The sequence below is a fragment of the Subtercola sp. PAMC28395 genome (assembly GCF_018889995.1).
GTDB lineage: Bacteria > Actinomycetota > Actinomycetes > Actinomycetales > Microbacteriaceae > Subtercola.
Genome location: NZ_CP076547.1, coordinates 1,953,268 through 1,971,720 on the forward strand (window position 1 = coordinate 1,953,268; position 18,453 = coordinate 1,971,720).

Annotated in this window: 14 protein-coding genes; 7 read left to right on the plus strand and 7 right to left on the minus strand. The window is 64.7% G+C overall.

Annotation, left to right across the window (positions count from 1 at the left end):
• The first annotated feature begins 151 nt into the window (after positions 1-151).
• Positions 152-1,432: an ATP-dependent Clp protease ATP-binding subunit ClpX gene (gene clpX / locus KPL76_RS09045; protein WP_305803663.1), complete on the plus strand. Its 1,281-nt coding sequence runs from the start codon at positions 152-154 to the stop codon at positions 1,430-1,432.
• 74 nt (positions 1,433-1,506) lie between these two features.
• Positions 1,507-2,649 carry a benzoate/H(+) symporter BenE family transporter gene (locus tag KPL76_RS09050; protein WP_256438733.1) on the plus strand — a complete coding sequence of 381 codons (1,143 nt, stop codon included), beginning with the start codon at positions 1,507-1,509 and terminating at the stop codon, positions 2,647-2,649.
• Here the strand turns inward: KPL76_RS09050 and KPL76_RS09055 are convergent.
• From KPL76_RS09055 to KPL76_RS09075, 5 genes are all read right to left on the minus strand, one after another.
• Entirely contained in the window at positions 2,606-3,346 is a 741-nt protein-coding gene (locus KPL76_RS09055) for a hypothetical protein (protein WP_216332505.1), read from the minus strand. The genes KPL76_RS09050 and KPL76_RS09055 overlap by 44 nt on opposite strands.
• Positions 3,347-3,398: 52 nt before the next feature.
• Positions 3,399-3,653 (minus strand): hypothetical protein, encoded by a 255-nt coding sequence (locus KPL76_RS09060; protein ID WP_239518296.1) that lies wholly within the window; start codon positions 3,651-3,653, stop codon positions 3,399-3,401.
• Between the two features lie 36 nt (positions 3,654-3,689).
• On the minus strand, positions 3,690-4,133 hold the full coding sequence (locus tag KPL76_RS09065; RefSeq protein ID WP_216332507.1) for a GNAT family N-acetyltransferase: 444 nt from the start codon (positions 4,131-4,133) through the stop codon (positions 3,690-3,692).
• Positions 4,134-4,300: 167 nt separating this feature from the next.
• Complete coding sequence (gene valS, locus KPL76_RS09070) at positions 4,301-6,913, minus strand: valine--tRNA ligase (RefSeq protein ID WP_216332509.1); 2,613 nt, start codon at positions 6,911-6,913, stop codon at positions 4,301-4,303.
• Positions 6,914-7,082: 169 nt separating this feature from the next.
• On the minus strand, positions 7,083-8,981 hold the full coding sequence (locus KPL76_RS09075; RefSeq protein ID WP_216332511.1) for a phosphoenolpyruvate carboxykinase (GTP): 1,899 nt from the start codon (positions 8,979-8,981) through the stop codon (positions 7,083-7,085).
• 125 nt (positions 8,982-9,106) lie between these two features.
• Between KPL76_RS09075 and KPL76_RS09080 the strand changes: the two genes are divergently transcribed.
• Entirely contained in the window at positions 9,107-10,546 is a 1,440-nt protein-coding gene (locus KPL76_RS09080) for an XRE family transcriptional regulator (RefSeq protein ID WP_216332513.1), read from the plus strand.
• Between the two features lie 76 nt (positions 10,547-10,622).
• On the opposite strand, the gene KPL76_RS09085 is transcribed toward KPL76_RS09080, so the two are convergent.
• On the minus strand, positions 10,623-11,249 hold the full coding sequence (locus KPL76_RS09085; protein WP_253201968.1) for a TetR/AcrR family transcriptional regulator: 627 nt from the start codon (positions 11,247-11,249) through the stop codon (positions 10,623-10,625).
• Between the two features lie 365 nt (positions 11,250-11,614).
• On the opposite strand from KPL76_RS09085, the gene ileS reads away from it, so the two are divergent.
• The 4 genes from ileS to ndk all read left to right on the plus strand — a co-directional run bounded on the left by ileS (position 11,615) and on the right by ndk (position 17,721).
• Positions 11,615-15,073: an isoleucine--tRNA ligase gene (gene ileS / locus KPL76_RS09090; RefSeq protein WP_216332516.1), complete on the plus strand. Its 3,459-nt coding sequence runs from the start codon at positions 11,615-11,617 to the stop codon at positions 15,071-15,073.
• Between the two features lie 280 nt (positions 15,074-15,353).
• Positions 15,354-16,787, plus strand: a complete 1,434-nt coding sequence (locus tag KPL76_RS09095) for a folylpolyglutamate synthase/dihydrofolate synthase family protein (protein ID WP_216336283.1) — start codon at positions 15,354-15,356, stop codon at positions 16,785-16,787.
• Positions 16,784-17,224: a DUF4233 domain-containing protein gene (locus tag KPL76_RS09100; RefSeq protein WP_216332518.1), complete on the plus strand. Its 441-nt coding sequence runs from the start codon at positions 16,784-16,786 to the stop codon at positions 17,222-17,224. The genes KPL76_RS09095 and KPL76_RS09100 overlap by 4 nt, the downstream gene beginning before the upstream one ends.
• 77 nt (positions 17,225-17,301) lie before the next feature.
• Positions 17,302-17,721 carry a nucleoside-diphosphate kinase gene (gene ndk, locus KPL76_RS09105; RefSeq protein ID WP_216332519.1) on the plus strand — a complete coding sequence of 140 codons (420 nt, stop codon included), beginning with the start codon at positions 17,302-17,304 and terminating at the stop codon, positions 17,719-17,721.
• 12 nt (positions 17,722-17,733) lie between these two features.
• Here the strand turns inward: ndk and KPL76_RS09110 are convergent, their stop codons facing one another.
• Positions 17,734-18,381, minus strand: a complete 648-nt coding sequence (locus tag KPL76_RS09110; protein WP_253201970.1) for a vitamin K epoxide reductase family protein — start codon at positions 18,379-18,381, stop codon at positions 17,734-17,736.
• Positions 18,382-18,453 lie beyond the last annotated feature (72 nt).

An 18,453-nucleotide genomic window follows, 5' to 3' on the forward strand; every position in this document is an offset into this window, starting at 1 on the left:
ACCTACGGGCATCCATTTCGTCGTTGTGCGTGAACTGCTCCAGCCCTGCGTGAACATCGCATGCGGAATATGACGGTGCCCCGCCCAATGGCGGCGACTGTCGGCGGCACGGGTTAGGCTGCTGTCACAGGTTTTTACGAGGAGGATGAACATGGCACGCATCGGGGAGAGCGCTGACCTGCTCAAGTGTTCATTCTGCGGTAAGAGCCAGAAACAGGTGCAGCAGCTCATCGCTGGCCCCGGTGTCTACATCTGCGACGAGTGTGTCGAACTGTGCAACGAGATCATCGAAGAACGGCTCTCTGAGAGCGGCGAAGAAGTCGCCAGCGAATTCGAGCTTCCGAAGCCGAAAGAGATCTTCGCCTTCCTCGAAGAGTACGTCATCGGCCAGGAGCAGGCGAAGAAATCGCTCTCGGTCGCGGTCTACAACCACTACAAGCGTGTGCGCGCGAAGAACACCCTCACGTCTGCAGACGCTGTCGCCAATGAGGTCGAGATCGCCAAGAGCAACATCCTGCTGATCGGCCCGACCGGCTGCGGCAAGACGTACCTCGCGCAGACCCTTGCTAAGCAGCTCAATGTTCCGTTCGCGGTTGCTGACGCCACGGCCCTCACCGAGGCGGGCTACGTCGGCGAAGATGTCGAGAACATCCTGTTGAAACTGCTGCAGGCCGCCGACTTCGACGTGAAGAAGGCTGAGACCGGCATCATCTACATCGACGAGATCGACAAGATCGCCCGAAAGGCCGAGAACCCGTCGATCACCCGCGATGTGTCTGGTGAGGGCGTGCAGCAGGCGCTCCTCAAGATCCTCGAGGGCACGGTCGCCTCGGTTCCACCGCAGGGCGGGCGCAAACACCCGCACCAGGAATTCATTCCGATCGACACGACCAACGTGCTCTTCATCGTGGCCGGTGCCTTCGCGGGGCTCGAAGAGATCGTCGCCGAACGCTCCGGCAAGCGCGGCATCGGCTTCAATGCCCCGCTGCACTCCAAGCGCGACGACATCAACCTCTTCAGCGAGGTGCTCCCCGAAGACCTGCACAAGTTCGGCCTCATCCCCGAGTTCATCGGTCGACTGCCCGTCGTCACCACAGTCACGCCGCTCGACCAGATCGCGCTCATGCAGATCCTGACCGTGCCCCGAAACGCACTGGTGCGCCAGTACCAGCGCATGTTCGAGCTCGACGGGGTTGAACTCGACTTCGAGAAAGACGCTCTCGAAGCCATCGCCGACCTGGCCGTGCTTCGCAAGACCGGCGCCCGCGGGCTCAGGGCCATCATGGAAGAGGTGCTCGGCCCGATCATGTTCGAGGTGCCCTCCACCGACGAGGTCGCAAAGGTCATCATCACCCGCGAGGCAGTCGTGAGCAACGCCGCACCGACAATCGTGCCCCGCGAGATCACCCGGCGCATCGAGAAGTCGGCCTAACACTGGGCGATCCGCTCGCGCCGTCGCTGGCACCACCGGGCCGCGCTTCACTGGCGCAACCTGTTGCCGCCGGAATCGTCGCCGCGATCACGGGCTTTGCGAGTTCTTTCGCCCTCGTCATTGCGGGCCTTCACGCCGTGGGGGCGACGGATGCACAGGCTTCCTCCGGCCTGCTGACGCTGTGCTTCGCCACGGCCATCCTCTGTATCGTGCTCGCTCGCGTCTACCGAATGCCGATCTCCTTCGCCTGGTCGACGCCGGGTGCTGCGCTTCTCATCGCCGCGTCGAGCACCACGAACAATTTCTCGGCTGCGGTCGGAGCGTTCATGGTGTGCGGTGTTCTCATTGTGCTGTGCGGGCTCTGGCCCGCCCTCGGCACAGCGATCACCCGCATACCGAGATCGATTGCGAGTGCGATGCTCGCGGGCATCCTGTTCCCGATCTGCCTGGCACCGGTCTCGGCCATCATTCAGATACCCGCTCTGGCCGTTCCCGTTGTGCTGGTGTGGCTGGCGCTCTTTCGGATTGCTCCACGGTGGGCTGTCCCTGCGGCCATGGGAGTTGCCGCTATCGGGATCGGTGTCTCGGCGGGCTCCGGCTGGCTGACCAGCAGCGCGCTGAACATCGTTCCGCAGCTCTCGTTCGTCGCGCCGACCTTCGACTGGCTCGTGATCGTGAGTCTGGGCCTGCCGCTCTTCATCGTGACGATGGCGGGCCAGAACGTGCCTGGATTCGTGGTGATGTCGACGTTCGGCTATTCAGTGCCACCGAGACCTGTCCTCGTCGCCTCGGGTGCTGCCACCGCGATCGGTGCGCTGTTCGGGGCACACGCTGTGAACCTGGCGGCGATCACGGCGGCCATCATGGCAGGCCCGGACTCCCACACCGACAAGTCGAAACGGTGGGTCGCCACCGTCACTTCGGGGTTCGTCTACATCGCCTTCGGCCTTGCTGCGGGCGTCGCAGTCGCCCTCATCTCCGCCTCACCGCCGATTCTGATCACGGCAGTTGCCGGCCTCGCCCTGCTGGGAGCTCTCGTGTCTTCGCTGGCGACGGCGATCGACGAGGTCTCGCACCGCATCCCCGCCGCTGCGACGTTTCTCGTCACGGCGTCGGGAGTCTCGGTCGTAGGGATCGGCTCGGCGTTCTGGGGGCTCCTCGTGGGAGCCTTGATCATGCTCTGGGCAGCGTCGCCGTGGCCTCGGCGTCGGGCGTGAGGGTCGGCGGCATGGCTGACGGAAGGGAGCGCCCGCGCAGAGCGTGGGCCATCCACCACCAGGCGAAGGCGCCGATGACAGCGGAGACGATCGCTGTGAGCGCGGCCGCGGCAGCATAGATCTCCCACCTCACCTCGCCCGCGTTTCCGGGAGACACAAGCGTCGCCACCACGGTGTTCGAGAGGGAGTAGGCCACAGATACCACCGCCAGCTGCGGTACGAAGCAGACCCCGATGCCTGCCCAGGTCACAGCGGCAGGCCGCCGTACACGGGCACGGCGAAGGAGCAGCCAGCTGAGCAGAAAACCGGTGATGCCGAGGAGAATTGCTGCGGCCACGCCGATGATCACGGGCATAGCGGCGACGCCGACGAAGGTCAGCGTGCTGAGGTCGCCGAAGCCGGCTTGACCAGAGGTGGGGGAGTCATCGAAGGCGCTGAACAACAGCACCACTATGAGCCAGAACCCCACGAACACGAGCACACCCAGAATGACGTCGATGCCAATGGTCAGTAGCGGCAGCGCCAGCGCACCAGCAATTCGCGCGAGGCGCTTCTGGCGCGACGACAACATGATCTTCGGGCCGATCTGCGCGCGCGGAGCAACGTGTTCACCTGACATTGCGTACTCGCGAGGGACTGCTTGACCGATCGACGCGCTGGTGCCGGCAGAGGGTACCGGTAGCGATGCGTCAGTCACTCCTCAAGAATGGCCAACTAATGAGTCTTTGTCAAACAAACGGCTGAGCCAGCTACTCGTCGGAGTACTCGTCCGATTGTGACACCGTCGTCTCGTCAGTGTCGGGGTCGTAGTCGATGCGCGTTCCGTCGTCGAATTCGACGACGGGTTTGCCTTCGAGCCAGGTCAGCGTCCAGTACCACATCGACGTGTCGACGTTCTGTTCGGCGAGTTCACCCTCGACGTCGAGCACGGTGTCGATCACGGCCTGCGGGAGCCGGGCTGGGGGTTCGTCGCCGCTCGACCAGCGGGTTCCGACGGAGATCATGACGGGGTCATTCCTTATCTTGCGTGGGGTCGAGGGTCACACGACGAGGTCGTAGGTGACCCACGAGGTGCGGTTGGCGAGCTTGTCGTAGAGGCGCTGTGCGGTCTCGTTGTCGTCGGCAGTGATCCACCGCACGATTCCCGCGTGACGTTTCGCCGCAATCGATTTGACTTCGGCGATGAGCGCAGATGCGACACCGGAATTGCGGGCATCCGGGTCAACGAACAGGTCGTCGATGTAGATTCCCCGCTCCCCGGCGAGAGGGCGGGCGAACTCCCGGATGTGGGCGACCCCGACCAGCTTGCCGTCGTCTTCGGCCACCAGCGCTTCGGTCTCGTGCGCCGGGTCGATGAGCCAGCTCCACACCAGAATGGCGCGGTCGCCCTCGACCTCGGTCTCATAGAACTTGCCGTACGCCACATAGAGGTCATACCACGAGAAGAAGTCGTGGTCAGTGATCGGCCGGATCTTCAACGTCATTGTTGTCTGCCTTTCGTTGTGTTCCGGTGCTGCAGGGGTGTGGAACTCCAGCTGCCCACAGGCAGATTGTCATTCGACACTACCGGTTCCTGACATTTGTTCGCACCTCTTCGGGCCACCTGCCCGTATCCAGTACTATGGAGCGTTTCGGTACCCATGAAGCCGGCTCAGGCCTCAGTTTCGAAGATGATCTCCGTGACCGTCACAGCCTCTCCTGCAACGAATTTCAGCTCGGCGATGCGTCCGACCTGCTTCAGGTCATCGCTCGCGAGGCGCAACTCGTCGAGCAGCTCAGAGGGCCCGGCGATCGTCGCTGTGGCGACCGGAGTCTTCTGCGAGGCTTTCGCGTCAGTCTTCGCCCGTCTGATGGCCACCAGAACCTGGCCGGCCAGCCCGAGCAACGCACCGTGGGCGGGGATGCTCGGTGCATCATCCGCGGTGAACGCTGCTCCGTCGCCCGAGGTCACGCCTGTCGGCCACGGCGCGCGGTGAATAGACGTGTCGTGGCTCCACGACCACACCTCTTCAGTGGCGAACGGGATGAAGGGAGCCAGCAGGCGCAAGAGTACGTCGACTGCTGCCTGCAGCGCGAGAACCGCCGAGGCCTTCTCCGCCGGGTCTGCATCGGCGCTGTAGGCGCGCTCCTTCACCAGCTCGAGGTAGTCGTCGCAGAACGTCCAGAAGTAGGTCTCGGTCACTTCGAGGGCCTTGGCATGGTCGAAGTTCTCGAACGCGGCAGTCGCCGAGGCGATCACCGTGTCGAGACCAGTCAGCATGCTGAGATCGAGCGGGTTGGTGACCGAATGAGACCCCTCTGGCAGCTCGAACGAGTAGACGAACTTGGCAGCGTTGAGGACCTTGATGGCCAGGCGGCGCCCGATCTTGATCTGTGTGGGGTTCTGAGGGTCGAAAGCAGCGTCGGTGCCGAGGCGTGATGATGCGGCCCAGTACCGCACAGCATCCGAGCCGTGCGTCTCCAGAACGTCTGACGGGGTCACGACGTTGCCCTTCGACTTCGACATCTTCTTGCGGTCGGGGTCGACGATGAAGCCAGACAGTGCAGCGTGCTTCCACGGCGTGCGGTGGTCTTCAAGTGCCGAGCGCAGCATGGTGGAGAACAGCCAGGTGCGAATGATGTCCTGGCCCTGGGGGCGCAGGTCGTAGGGGGCGACGAGATCCCAGAGTTCGGGGTCGGTCTCCCAGCCTCCGGCGAGCTGCGGGGTGAGCGAAGAGGTCGCCCAGGTGTCCATGACGTCGAGCTCGCCGACGAAGCCACCGGGCGTATTGCGGCGTGATTCGTCGTAGCCGGGCGCAGCATCCGTCGAGGGGTCGACCGGCAGCGAAGCTTCTGTTGCGACGATGGGCTGGTCGAAGACGGGGTTGCCATCGCCGTCGAGCGGGTACCAGACCGGGATGGGCACGCCGAAGAAGCGCTGGCGCGAGATGAGCCAGTCCCCGGTCAGGCCACCGACCCAGTTCTCGTACCTCACGCGCATGAACTCGGGGTGCCACTGCACTTCGCGGCCCATCTCGAGCAGCCGTGCGCGCAGTTCTTCGTCGCGCGCGCCGTTTCTGATGTACCACTGGCGGGTCGACACGATCTCGAGCGGCTTGTCACCCTTCTCGAAGAATTTGACGGGGTGGATGATCGGCTTCGGTTCGCCCACCATCTCGCCGCTGTCGCGCAGCAGTTCGACGATCGCCTGCTTTGCCGAGAACACCGTCTTGCCCGCGATCGCCGAGTAGGCGTTGATGCCGGTCTCGGTGGTGATCACGTCGGGGGCCTCGCTGATGATGCGGCCGTCGAAGCCGATGATCGCGCGGTTGGGCAGACTCAGGTCCCGCCACCAGATGACGTCGGTCAGGTCGCCGAAGGTACAGATCATGGCAATGCCGGAGCCCTTGTCGGCCTGCGCGAGGTGGTGCGCGACGACAGGCACCTCGACGCCGAAGAGCGGGGTCGTGACGGTGGTGCCGAAGAGGGGCTGGTAGCGCTCGTCGTCGGGGTGTGCGACCAGTGCGACGCAGGCGGCCAGGAGTTCGGGCCTGGTGGTCTCGATGAAGATGTCTTCGCCGCCATTGCGGTGGAACGCGAGCCGATGGTAGGCGCCCGGCTGGTCTTTGTCTTCGAGCTCGGCCTGCGCGACCGCGGTGCGGAAGGTGACGTCCCAGAGGGTCGGTGCCTGCGCCTGGTAGGCCTCGCCGCGCTCCACATTGCGCACGAAGGCGAGTTGGCTGGCCCGCATGGACGAATCGGCGATCGTGCGATAGGTCTGGTTCCAGTCGACCGAGAGGCCGAGTCGGTGCCACAGCGCTTCGAACTGCTTCTCGTCTTCGACCGTGAGCACCTCGCAGAGTTCGATGAAGTTGCGGCGGCTGATCGGCTTCTGGTCGGCGGCCTTGCCGCTCTTGTTGTCGCCACCCTCATAGGGCGGCACGAAGTCGGGCTCGTAGGGGAGCGTCGGGTCGCATCGCACGCCGTAGTAGTTCTGTACGCGACGCTCGGTGGGCAGCCCGTTGTCGTCCCAGCCGATCGGGTAGAAGACACTCTTGCCGCGCATCCGTTCGAATCGCGCGATCACGTCGGTGTGGGTGTACGAGAAGACGTGCCCGATGTGCAGCGAGCCAGAAGCTGTGGGCGGGGGAGTGTCGATCGAGTAGATGTTCTCGCGCCTGGCAAGGGCGCGGTCGAAGCGATAGGTTCCGCGCTCGCTCCACAGCGAATCCCATTTGCCTTCGAGGCCTTCGAGCGCAGGTTTGTCAGGAACGATCGCGGTCATGGTGGCCTCCAGGCACTATGGGCGGCACCGAGTCAGAGGGGTGCCTGAATATCAACTACCCCAATTATACGTTCCCGGCTTCGTCCAGAATCTGCGGCGGCAGCCTGTACGCAACAGAGAACGCCCGGTCGATGACGACCGGGCGTTCTCTGTGTTGTGGCGAAAACGGTCAGGCGAGCTTCGCCAGACCGGCACGCAGGCGAGCCAGCTCGTCAGACAGAGCTTCGGGGATGCGGTCGGCACCCAGGGTTCCGAAGTACTGCTCGGTCTCGTCGGCCTCGGCGATCCAGGCCTCCTTGTCGAGCCAGAGTAGTGTGTGCAACTGGCTGTCACTGATGTCGAGTCCGGCGATGTTCAGCTCGTGCTCGAGAGGAAGACCGCCGATGGGGGTCTGGCGGGCGGCGACATCGCCTTCGAGGCGACGGATGATCCACTCGAGTACGCGCGAGTTCTCGGCGAAGCCGGGCCAGATGTACGAACCCTCGTCGTCTTTTCTGAACCAGTTGACCTGGAAGATCGGGGGAGCATTCTCACCCAGCGTCTCACCCATGTCGAGCCAGTGCTGGAAGTAGTCGGCCATGTTGTAGCCGACGAACGGCAGCATTGCGAACGGGTCGTGGCGGAGGCGCCCGACCTGGCCGACGGCTGCGGCAGTGGTCTCCGAAGCCATGGTCGCGCCCACGAAGACGCCGTGTGCCCAGTTCTTCGACTGCGAGACCAGGGGAACGGTGCTCGGGCGACGGCCACCGAAGACGATGGCGTCGATGACGACGCCCTCCGGGGCCTCCCACTCTGCGGCGATCGAGGGGCACTGGTCAGCGGTGACGGTGAAGCGGGCGTTCGGGTGAGCGGCCGGCGTCTTCGAGTCGGGGGTCCAGTCGTTGCCCTGCCAGTCGATGAGGTGCGCCGGCGGGTTCGGGGTGAGCCCTTCCCACCAGACGTCTCCGTCGTCACGGAGCGCGACGTTTGTGAAGATCGTGTTGCCCCACATTGTCTCGACAGCGGTGTGGTTCGTCTCGATTCCGGTACCCGGAGCCACACCGAAGAAGCCGCGCTCGGGGTTGATTGCCCGCAGCTTTCCGTCGGGGCCGGGACGCATCCACACGATGTCGTCGCCGATGGTCTCGACCTTCCACCCGGGAATCGAGGGCTTCAGCATGGCGAGGTTCGTCTTGCCACACGCCGAAGGGAATGCCGCAGCAACGTGGAAGACCTGGTGCTCTGGCGAGGTCACCTTGATGAGCAGCATGTGCTCGGCCATCCAGCCCTCATCGCGGGCCATCACCGAGGCGATGCGCAGTGCGAAGCACTTCTTGCCCAGCAGGGCGTTTCCGCCGTAACCGGAGCCGAACGACCAGATCTCGCGGGTCTCGGGGAAGTGGGAGATGTACTTCAAGGGGTTGTGCGGCCACGAGACATCGTCGCGGCTGACGCCATCGTCGTCGATCAGCGGGTAGCCGACGCTGTGCAATGCCGGTACCCACTCGGTGTCTTCAGTGATGAGGTCGAAGACCGGAGTGCCGATACGCGTCATCAGCGCCATGCTGATCACAACGTAGGGGGAGTCGGTGATCTGTACGCCGATCTGCGAGAGAGGGCCGCCGACCGGGCCCATCGAGAACGGCACCACGTACATCGTGCGGCCGCGCATGCTGCCGGCGAACAGCGGCGTCAGCTCGGCCTTCATGTCCTCGGGCGAACGCCAGTTGTTCGTCGGTCCGGCGTCGCTCTCTTCGACAGAACAGATGAAAGTGCGGTCTTCGACGCGGGCGACATCAGCCGGGTCGCTGCGGGCGAGAAAGCTGTTGGGGCGCCATTCCGGGTTCAGCCGGATCAGCGTTCCCTGCGCGATCATCTGTTTCGTCAGCGAATCCCACTGCCCGACAGAACCGTCGCACCAGACGATGTCGGTCGGCTGGGTAAGCGTGGCGATATCACTCACCCAGGCTTCGACGCTGGCGCTGTGGACGTGTGCCTGGGGTGCGAGGTCGCCGTTTTCGACGAGACTCAGGAAAGGGGAGGGGGAGACCGCCGACAGCGTCGGGTTCTCTGATTTGAGGATGCTCATGGCCTAGTGGCTCCTAGATTGTCGTCTTCGCGTAATTTCGGGGGCTTCCTCCACTTTGCTGCCAAATCACGAGGGATTCTGCTAAATTCAATGGAAAGATCATCCATTCTTTACGGGAGGCAAAGATGCCCACGAAAATCGACTTGATCACGCTGGGTCGACGTATCCGGCATTTCAGAAAGCAGCGCGACCTCACTCTCGACCAGCTCGGGGAGAAAGTGGGCGTTGTCGGCAGCCAGCTCTCCCTCATCGAGAACGGGCGGCGCGAGCCGAAGTTCTCGCTCCTTCAGTCGCTGTCGCGGGAACTCGGAGTTCCGCTTGCCGAGCTCCTCTCTGAAGAGGCACCGGATGCGCGCACCGGGCTCGAGATCGAACTGGCCAGGGCGCAGGCCGGCGATCTCTATGCCTCACTCGGGCTGCCCAGAGTGCCTGCCAGCCGCAACCTGCCCCAGGAGACCCTGGAGTCTCTCGTGGGCCTGCACCGCGAGCTCATCAGGCGAGCGACAGAATCCATTGCCACGCCCGAAGAGGCCCGGCGAGCCAACGTCGAACTGCGCGATTCGATGCAGCAGCGCGACAACTACCTGCCGGAGCTCGAGAAGCTCGTCGAACAGACTCTCGCAAGGGTCGGGCACGAAGGCGGGGCCCTCAGCCACCGCACGGTGAGTCTGCTGGCCGAAGACCTGGGCTTCAGCCTGATCCACGTCAACGATCTGCCGCACTCAGCCAGGTCGGTGACCGATCTGGCGAGCGGACGCATCTACCTGCCGCCAGCATCCATTCCCGGTGGTCACGGGCTTCGTTCGATGGCGCTTCAGGCGATGGCTCACCGGGTGCTCGGGCACCAGCCGCCCCGCGACTACGCAGAGTTCCTGCGGCAGAGGCTCGAAATCAATTACTTCGCGGCTGCTTCGTTGATGCCGCAGACGGCATCGGTCAAGTTCCTGCAGGCCGCGAAGGCCCGCCGCGACCTCTCTGTCGAGGACTTCCGCGACGCCTTCGGCGTCACCCACGAAGCGGCCGCCCTGCGCATGACCAACCTTGCAACCTCGCACCTCGGCATCAATGTGCACTTCCTGCGCCTGACCGACGATGGGGCAATTCAGAAGGCCTACGAGAACGATGGGTTGCCACTGCCGCACGACGTGACGGGTGCGGTGGAGGGCCAGTTCGTGTGCCGCAACTGGGCCGCCCGAATCGCCCTCACGCGCATGAACCGGTCGACGGAGTTCTACCAGTACACCGACACTCCGTCGGGAACGTTCTGGTGCGCTACGCAGACGGGAACGACGGCGGCGGGGGAGTTCTCGATCAGCTTCGGCAGCTCATTCGCCGACGCCAAGTGGTTCCGCGGCCGCGACACCGAGAAACGGGCCGTGTCGAAGTGCCCCGACGAGTCGTGCTGCAAGAGGCCGGCGAACGACCTGGTCGAACGCTGGTCGGAGAGCGCGTGGCCGAGCGCCCGCCTGCACGCGCACGTTCTCTCGCCGCTGCCGTCTGGCAAGTTCCCCGGGGTCGACGACCGCGAGGTCTACGAGTTCCTCGAATCGCACGCCGCATCCTGATCGCCCTCGGTCACGCACCGTTTGGCTGGCCAAAAATCCCCCGAAACACGAGTTGTTCGGGGGATTTTTGACCACCCTAATGGGAAGGTGACGCGAAGCCGCGAGTGACGGGAGCGAGGGCGGATGCAACGTGCGGAGCGAGGTTGCCGCGGGAGGGGCCCTCGGCCGCCCACTGTTGTGCTGCGGCGACCAGGGCACCGGTGACGGCGTAGGCGAGAGTGCGGGGCGCGAGGGTCGCGGGGTCGACGCCGAGGCGAACGGCCGCGAAGGTGTTCAGGATGCCCGCCACCTGCGTGAAGCGGGCGAGTGCTGATGCCTGCACTTCGAGAGAGATGCCCACGAGGTCGTATTGCGTCAAGATCCAGGGCACGCGTGAGGGGCCGAACCCTGCCGTGGTTCGCGTCAATGCGGCGGTGATCGCGGGCAGCAGCGGAGCATCCGGTGCCTGGTCGGCCAGCGCAGCGCTGAGTAAAGGGATGCTCGCATCGACGTCGACCCAGAACACGTCGCTCTTGCCCTGGAAGTAGTTGAAGAAGGTCGAACGGCCCACCCCCGCGCGCTGCGTGATCTGGTCGACGGTCGTCTTGGCGTACGTGTTCTCGAGGAACAGTTCGAAGGCGGCATCTTCGAGCAGCTCGCGCGACGAGGAGCGCGGCCTGCCGCGGGTCGGCTTCGTGGCCGGCGCTGTCATCGGCTCTGTCATGCGCCAAGCATAGGGTGTGTCTCCCGACCGGTCACCTGCTGCGCGTCGCTCGTTCACGTCGACCGTTCGGGACACGCATCCTAGGGTCCGAGTGCACACGGCGGTGTAGGATTGCCTACAAATGACTGTGAACCGGGTATCGCCGGGGAGTCGCCGGAAGAACGGTGCGGCCGCGAGGTCTCTGCCCAGTAGAACCGGTCGGGTCAGGCCCGTCACAGCCCGAGAATGAGCGATCTGCACCGCGAACCCTGCCGAAGGGTTCCGCGCACAGCAGGTAAGCGGGGTGGTACCGCGCCAGGCCCCGGCCGTGGCGTCCTCGTGGAACAGGCAGCAGCACACAGAGCCCTCCAGGAGAACCGACAGCCATGACGTACCCGAAATCCAGCCTCGACAGCCCGGAGCAAGGCGCCGCCTTCGGCATCTCACCGTCGCCGAGCTTTCCGGCGATCGAAGAACAGGTTCTCGCCTTCTGGAAGGATGACGACACCTTCGCTGCGTCGATCGCCCGCCGCGCTGATGCTCCGGAGTGGGTCTTCTACGACGGCCCGCCGTTCGCCAATGGTCTGCCGCACTACGGCCATCTGCTGACCGGCTACGCGAAAGACCTCTTCCCGCGGTTCCAGACCATGCGCGGCAAGCGTGTCGACCGCCGCTTCGGCTGGGACACGCACGGGCTGCCGGCGGAACTCGAGGCGATGCGCCAGCTCGGCATCACCGAGAAGAGCCAGATCGAAGCGATGGGCATCGCCCAGTTCAACGCTGCCGCCCGCGAATCCGTGATGCACTACTCGGGCGAATGGCAGGAGTACGTCACCCGCCAGGCGCGTTGGGTCGACTTCGAGAACGACTACAAGACGCTCGACCTGCCGTTCATGGAGTCGGTCATCTGGGCGTTCAAGCAGCTTCACGACAAGGGTCTCGCCTACGAGGGCTTTCGCGTGCTGCCGTACTGCTGGCACGACGAGACACCACTCAGCAACCACGAACTTCGCATGGACGATGACGTCTACAAGATGCGCCAGGACCAGACCGTCACCGTCACCTTCCCGCTGACCGGCACGAAGGCCGAGTCGCTCGGGCTGACCGCAGTGCGCGCCCTCGCGTGGACGACCACTCCCTGGACGCTGCCAACGAACCTCGCACTCGCCGTGGGCCCGGGCATCACCTATGCGGTCGTGCCTGCAGGGCCCAACGGCACTCCCGACGCAGAGGTGCAACGGGAATCAGACGGCCGACATGATGACCGCACCGAAGTACTCGGCGCTGAATACCTGCTCGCCGCCGAGCTGGTCGGCAACTACGCCAAAGACCTCGGGTACGACTCGCCAGAGGATGCCCGCTCTGCCGTCAGCCGCACCATCACGGGACGCGAGCTCGAGGGTGTCAGCTACGACCGCCTCTGGGACCACTACGCCGACACCGAGCTCCATGGCACCCAGAACGCCTGGCGAATCCTCGTCGCCGACTACGTCTCCACATCGGAGGGCACCGGCATCGTGCACCAGGCCCCTGCCTACGGCGAAGAAGACCAGAAGGTCTGTGAGCAGGCCGGTATCCCCGTCATCATCTCGGTCGACGAGGGCGCTCGCTTCCTCCCCGTCATCGCAGAGGTCGCGGGCCTCCAGGTCTTCGAGGCGAACCGCCCGCTGACGCAGCTCCTCAAGGCGAACGGGCGGCTGCTGCGCCAGGCCAGCTATGAGCACTCCTACCCGCACTGCTGGCGCTGCCGCAATCCCCTCATCTACAAGGCCGTCTCGAGCTGGTTCGTTCGCGTCACCGAGTTCCGGGGGCGCATGGAGGAGCTCAACCAGGATATCGAATGGGTGCCGGAGAACGTCAAAGACGGCCAGTTCGGCAAGTGGATCGGCAACGCCCGCGACTGGTCCATCTCGCGCAACCGCTACTGGGGTTCACCCATCCCGGTGTGGAAGAGCGACAACCCTGACTATCCGCGCATCGATGTCTACGGTTCGCTCGACGAACTCGAACGTGACTTCGGGGTGCGACCGGATGATCTGCACCGCCCTTTCATCGACGAACTCACTCGCCCCAATCCCGACGACCCCACGGGCCAGTCGACCATGCGCCGCATTGAAGACGTGCTCGATGTGTGGTTCGACTCCGGCTCCATGCCGTTCGCCCAGGTGCACTACCCGTTCGAGAACCGTGAATGGTTCGAGTCGCACAACCCCGCCGACTTCATCGTCGAGTACATCGGCCAGACGCGCGGCTGGTTCTACATGCTGCACATCCTTTCGACCGCATTGTTCGACCGGCCGGCGTTCCGCAACGTCATCAGCCACGGCATCGTTCTCGGCAGCGACGGCCAGAAGATGTCGAAGAGCCTTCGCAACTACCCCGATGTGAGCGAGGTGTTCCACCGCGACGGCTCTGACGCCATGCGCTGGTTCCTGATGGGCTCGCCCGTTCTGCGGGGGGGCAACCTGATCGTCACGGAAGAGGGAATCCGTGAGTCGGTGCGGCAGTTCCTGCTGCCGCTCTGGAACACGTACTACTTCTTCACGCTCTACGCCAACGCTGCGGGCGGGTCAGGAGACGGCTTTGCTGCAGACGGCAGCTACGAGGCGAAATGGCGTACCGACTCCACCGACGTGCTCGACCGCTACCTGCTGGCGAAGACCCGGGAACTCATCCACGACGTCACGGCAGACCTCGACGCCCTGGATGCCACCCACGCCGCATCCACCCTGCGCGACTTCGCCGACGTGCTCACCAACTGGTACGTTCGGCGCTCGCGAGACCGGTTCTGGTCGGCAGACGACACCGCCGCCTTCGACACGCTCTACACGGTTCTCGAGACGGTGACGCGAGTGGCTGCCCCGCTGATCCCGCTGGTCGGCGACTACATCTGGAAGGGTCTCACAGCGGGCCGGAGCGTTCACCTCGAAGACTGGCCGAACGAGAACGACTTCCCGGCCGACGCCGGGCTCGTGCATACGATGGATCAGATCAGGGCGATCAGTTCGACGGCGCTGTCGCTGCGCAAGCAGAACGGCCTGCGCGTGCGCCTGCCCCTGGCTGACCTCACGATCGTCACCGAGAACACCGGCGCTCTCGCGCGCTTCGACTACATTCTGCGCGAAGAACTCAACGTGAAGACGGTGACGTTCGTCGAACAGGGCCCCACCAGCGCCACCGACTTCGGCATCACCAGCAGACTCACCGTGAACGCGCGGGCGGCAGGCCCCCGCCTCGGCAAGAGCGTGCAGCAGGTCATCAAGGCGGCCCGCAACGGTGAGTGGTTCGAAGAGAACGGCGTCGTCACGGCCGGCGGCATCGAGCTCGAACCCTCCGAGTACGAACTGGTGCTCGAGACGGCCCAGGCCGCTGAGAACAGCACCGAGACTGCACCGGATGCCCCGCAGCACTCGCACGCCCTCGCGCTGTTGCCCGGCGGCGGTTTCGCCCTGCTCGACACGACGATGACCACCGAGCTCGAGGCCGAGGGTCTCGCGCGCGACGTCATCCGTGCGGTGCAGGAGACCCGCAAGGCGGCCGATTTCGATGTGAGCGACCGCATCGTGCTCGACCTGGTGTTCTTCTCCGATGCTGATGCCGCTGCTGTGAAGAACGCTGCCAACGTCTCGATCGATGCCGAGACCCTGTCGACGACATTCAGCGTGGTCTCACCCAGTGACGCACCAGAGCTCGGGCAGTATCGTGAGGTTCTGCCCTCTGAGTGGATCGGGCGCTTCGCTTCGGTCGCCCCGGAACACTACGCGCGCATCGATGAGAATCGCTACGCGAACACCGACGTTTTCATCGTGGCCGTGAGCCGCGCAGGAGGAACCACCAATGTCTGACCAGGGCACGAACAGCGACGGAACGAACGACGAGACACCAGACGAGAGTGAACAGGTGCTCGACGGGGGTCGACCGGTGCGCAATCCCGATGACGAACTGCACACGCTCTACGACGAGGTGATCGCCAGCGACGGGTACGGAGACGACCCCGGGGACGGCGTGCACCGCGACACGAGCACAGCCGACCGGAGCGATCGTGCGTCGAAGGCCGAAGAGTCGGGCAGTGACTATGACGATGACGACGACGACATCTTCGGCGAAGACCCCAGCGAGTTCGACATGGCCGATGCGTACGACACGCAGCTGGTCGATCGCCAGAATCGTGCCGATGGCGAGAATGGCGACTCCGACTACGACGACCTGCCCGACGAATACGTCGAGGCGGGCGACGAGGTTTTCCGGCAGCTGCAGTTGCGCCTGGGGGAGGCGGCCCCGCAGCCACGGCTCTCGGCGACACGGCGCGCGGTCGAGATGCTGGGTGACCCGCACCGGGCCTACCCGGTCATCCACATCACCGGCACGAACGGCAAGACGAGCACCAGCCGCCTCACTGAGAGCATCCTGCGCGCCTACGGCCTGCGTACCGGGCTGTTCACCAGCCCACATCTCGAACGCCTGAACGAGCGGATCATGATCGACGGCCGGCCGATCAGCAATGAGTCGCTCGCCGAGAACTGGGCCGACATCCAGCCCTACCTCGAGCTGGTGGATGCTGAACTCGAGGGTGCCGGCGAACCCCGCCTGACGTTCTTCGAGGCCCTCTCTGTGCTGGCCTTCGCGTCGTTCGCCGAAGCGCCGATCGACGTCGCCGTGATCGAGGTCGGCATGGGCGGAGAGTGGGATTCGACCAACGTTGCCGACGGCCAGGTCGCGGTCTTCACGCCGATCTCGCTCGACCACACCGCCAGGCTCGGCAACACCGTCGCCGAGATCGCCCGCACCAAGTCGGGCATCGTGAAGCCCGCGGCCCAGGTCGTCACCTCGAGGCAGGTGCCGGAGGTGCTGGCAGAGCTTCAGCGTGCGGCCGAGCTCACCGAATCGACGTTCGCCTCAGAGGGCGCGGCGTTCTCCCTGCTCTCGACCAGCGTCGCCGTCGGTGGCCAGGTCATCTCGATCAAGGGGCTCGCCGGAACGTACCGCGACGTGTTCCTGCCCCTGTACGGCGACCACCAAGCCCAGAATGCGGCGGTCGCCGTGGCGGCTGTGGAGTCGTTCCTCGGCGGCGGGTCGACCGCGATCGTCGAAGACGTGCTCGTCGAGGCGTTCGCCACTGTCACCTCTCCCGGGCGCCTGCAGCTGATCGGCACCGAGCCGACGGTTCTGGTGGATGCTGCGCACAACCCCGGCGGAGCGCTGGCGCTCGCGGCGGCACTGAAGGAGTACTTCTCCTTCGACAAGATCGTCGCTGTGATCAGTGTTCTCGCCGACAAGGACGCCGCCGGCATCATCCGCGCGCTCGAGCCGGTCGTTTCGGAGTTCGTCGTCACGCAGTCCTCGTCGGAGCGCGCGATCAACGCCGACGAGCTGGCGAGTATCGTCGTCGGCATCGCCGGGGCAGACCGCGTTGTGGTCGAACTCGACCCGCGGGAGGCCGCCAATCTCGCCAGGGACTCTGCGGCAGAATCCGACACCGGTGCCGTGCTCGTGACCGGCTCGATCACGCTCGTCGGTGAGATCATCACCCTCGCAGGCGACGAGGGGTGGAAGCCGTGAGTGACGAGGGTTCGCCCAGCGAATCGCACGGCCCGGTGGAGCCAGGCGTGGATTCGGCGGCCCGAGCCGGCCGGGGCCGCGGCCCCAGGCGCCAGCGCAGCGTACGCGAGAGCCTCGCCTCCATCGTGCTTGGCTTCGAGTCGGTGATCATGTTCCTTGCGACGCTGGCCGTCTTCGGCCTGAAGGCGCTGCCGCCCTTCGCAGCCCTTGGCGGGGGTGCCGCACTCTGCATCCTGTTGCTCGCGACCATTCCGTTGCTCTCGCGCCCCATCGGCATCGTCATGGGCTGGACGCTGCAGGCCCTCATCCTGGCTTCGGCGCTGCTGGTGCCACTCATGCTGATCGTGGCCGTGCTCTTCGGCACGATGTGGATCTACTGCATGATCAAGGGAGCGCGCATCGACCGCGAGAACGCCGAGCTCGAGAGCAGGGCGTGAAGGCGCTCGTCGCGCTCCGCCACTGACCATGCCCGTTAGGGTAGAACCGACCGAAACCCTGCTGAAAGTGGAGACCCGTGACCGCTCACGTTGAAGAAACCCTCGTCCTCATCAAGCCCGATGGTGTTGCCCGCAACCTGATCGGCGAGATTCTCGGCCGCATCGAGACGAAGGGCTACCAGCTCGTCGACCTGAAGCTGTTCGAGCCGGAGCGCTCCCTCCTTGCAGCCCATTACGAGGAGCACCTCGGCAAGCCTTTCTACGAGCCGCTGATCGAATTCATGGAGAGCGGCCCCATCGTCGCCGTGCGCGTCGCGGGCAACCGGGTCATCGAAGGCTTCCGTTCACTCGCTGGCACGACTGACCCGACGACCGCTGCGCCCGGCACGATCCGCGGCGACCTGGGCCGTGACTGGGGCGTGAAGGTGCAGCAGAACCTCGTTCACGGAAGCGACTCGCCTGAGTCGGCCGCGCGCGAACTCGCCCTCTGGTTCTGATCCGGCTTTGGCTCAGCTGTGCAGGAGTGACGCGATGACGTCGAGGCGCAGCTGGGCCATCACCAGGATGACGAGGTAGCAGACCACGGCGAAGAGCCAGAGCACAGGGAAGAACAGTGCGGCAATCTGGCGCACGCTCTCGCCGACCGGAATGTTGCCCTCTTTGAGGTTGTAACCCGTGACGTACCAGAACAGGGCGATCACGACGGTCCACACCACCATGCAGTAGGGGCAGAGGGTGCCGAGCACGAAGATGCTCTGCGACATCAGCCAGATCACGAACACCAGTGCGAGCACGATGCCGGCGTTGAAGAGCATCCAGTACCACTTGGCGAAGGTGGCGCCGGCGAGCAGTGACATGCCGACACAGACCACGATGGCGAAGGCGGCCACGCCGATGATCGCGTTCGGGAATCCGAAGAGCGAGCCCTGCCAGCTGGCCATGTTCGGTCCGCAGCTCACCAGGACCGAGATGTTGCACGAGGGCACGTACGACGGATTGATCAGCGTTTCGATCTTCTCGATCGTGAGCGCGAACGAGGCAGCGAGACCGATCAGGCCGGCAATCACGATGAAGATCGCGAAGGCGACAGGGCGACGGGGGGTCAGGCTGTCGTCGTCGTGTTCTGTCGGGGTAAGGGTGCCTTGGTCTGTGCTCACTGTCGGATTATGGCACACGGCGTTCACCTCCAATCTGGGAATGCGTGCGATAATTGTCGGATGCCTCCTGAG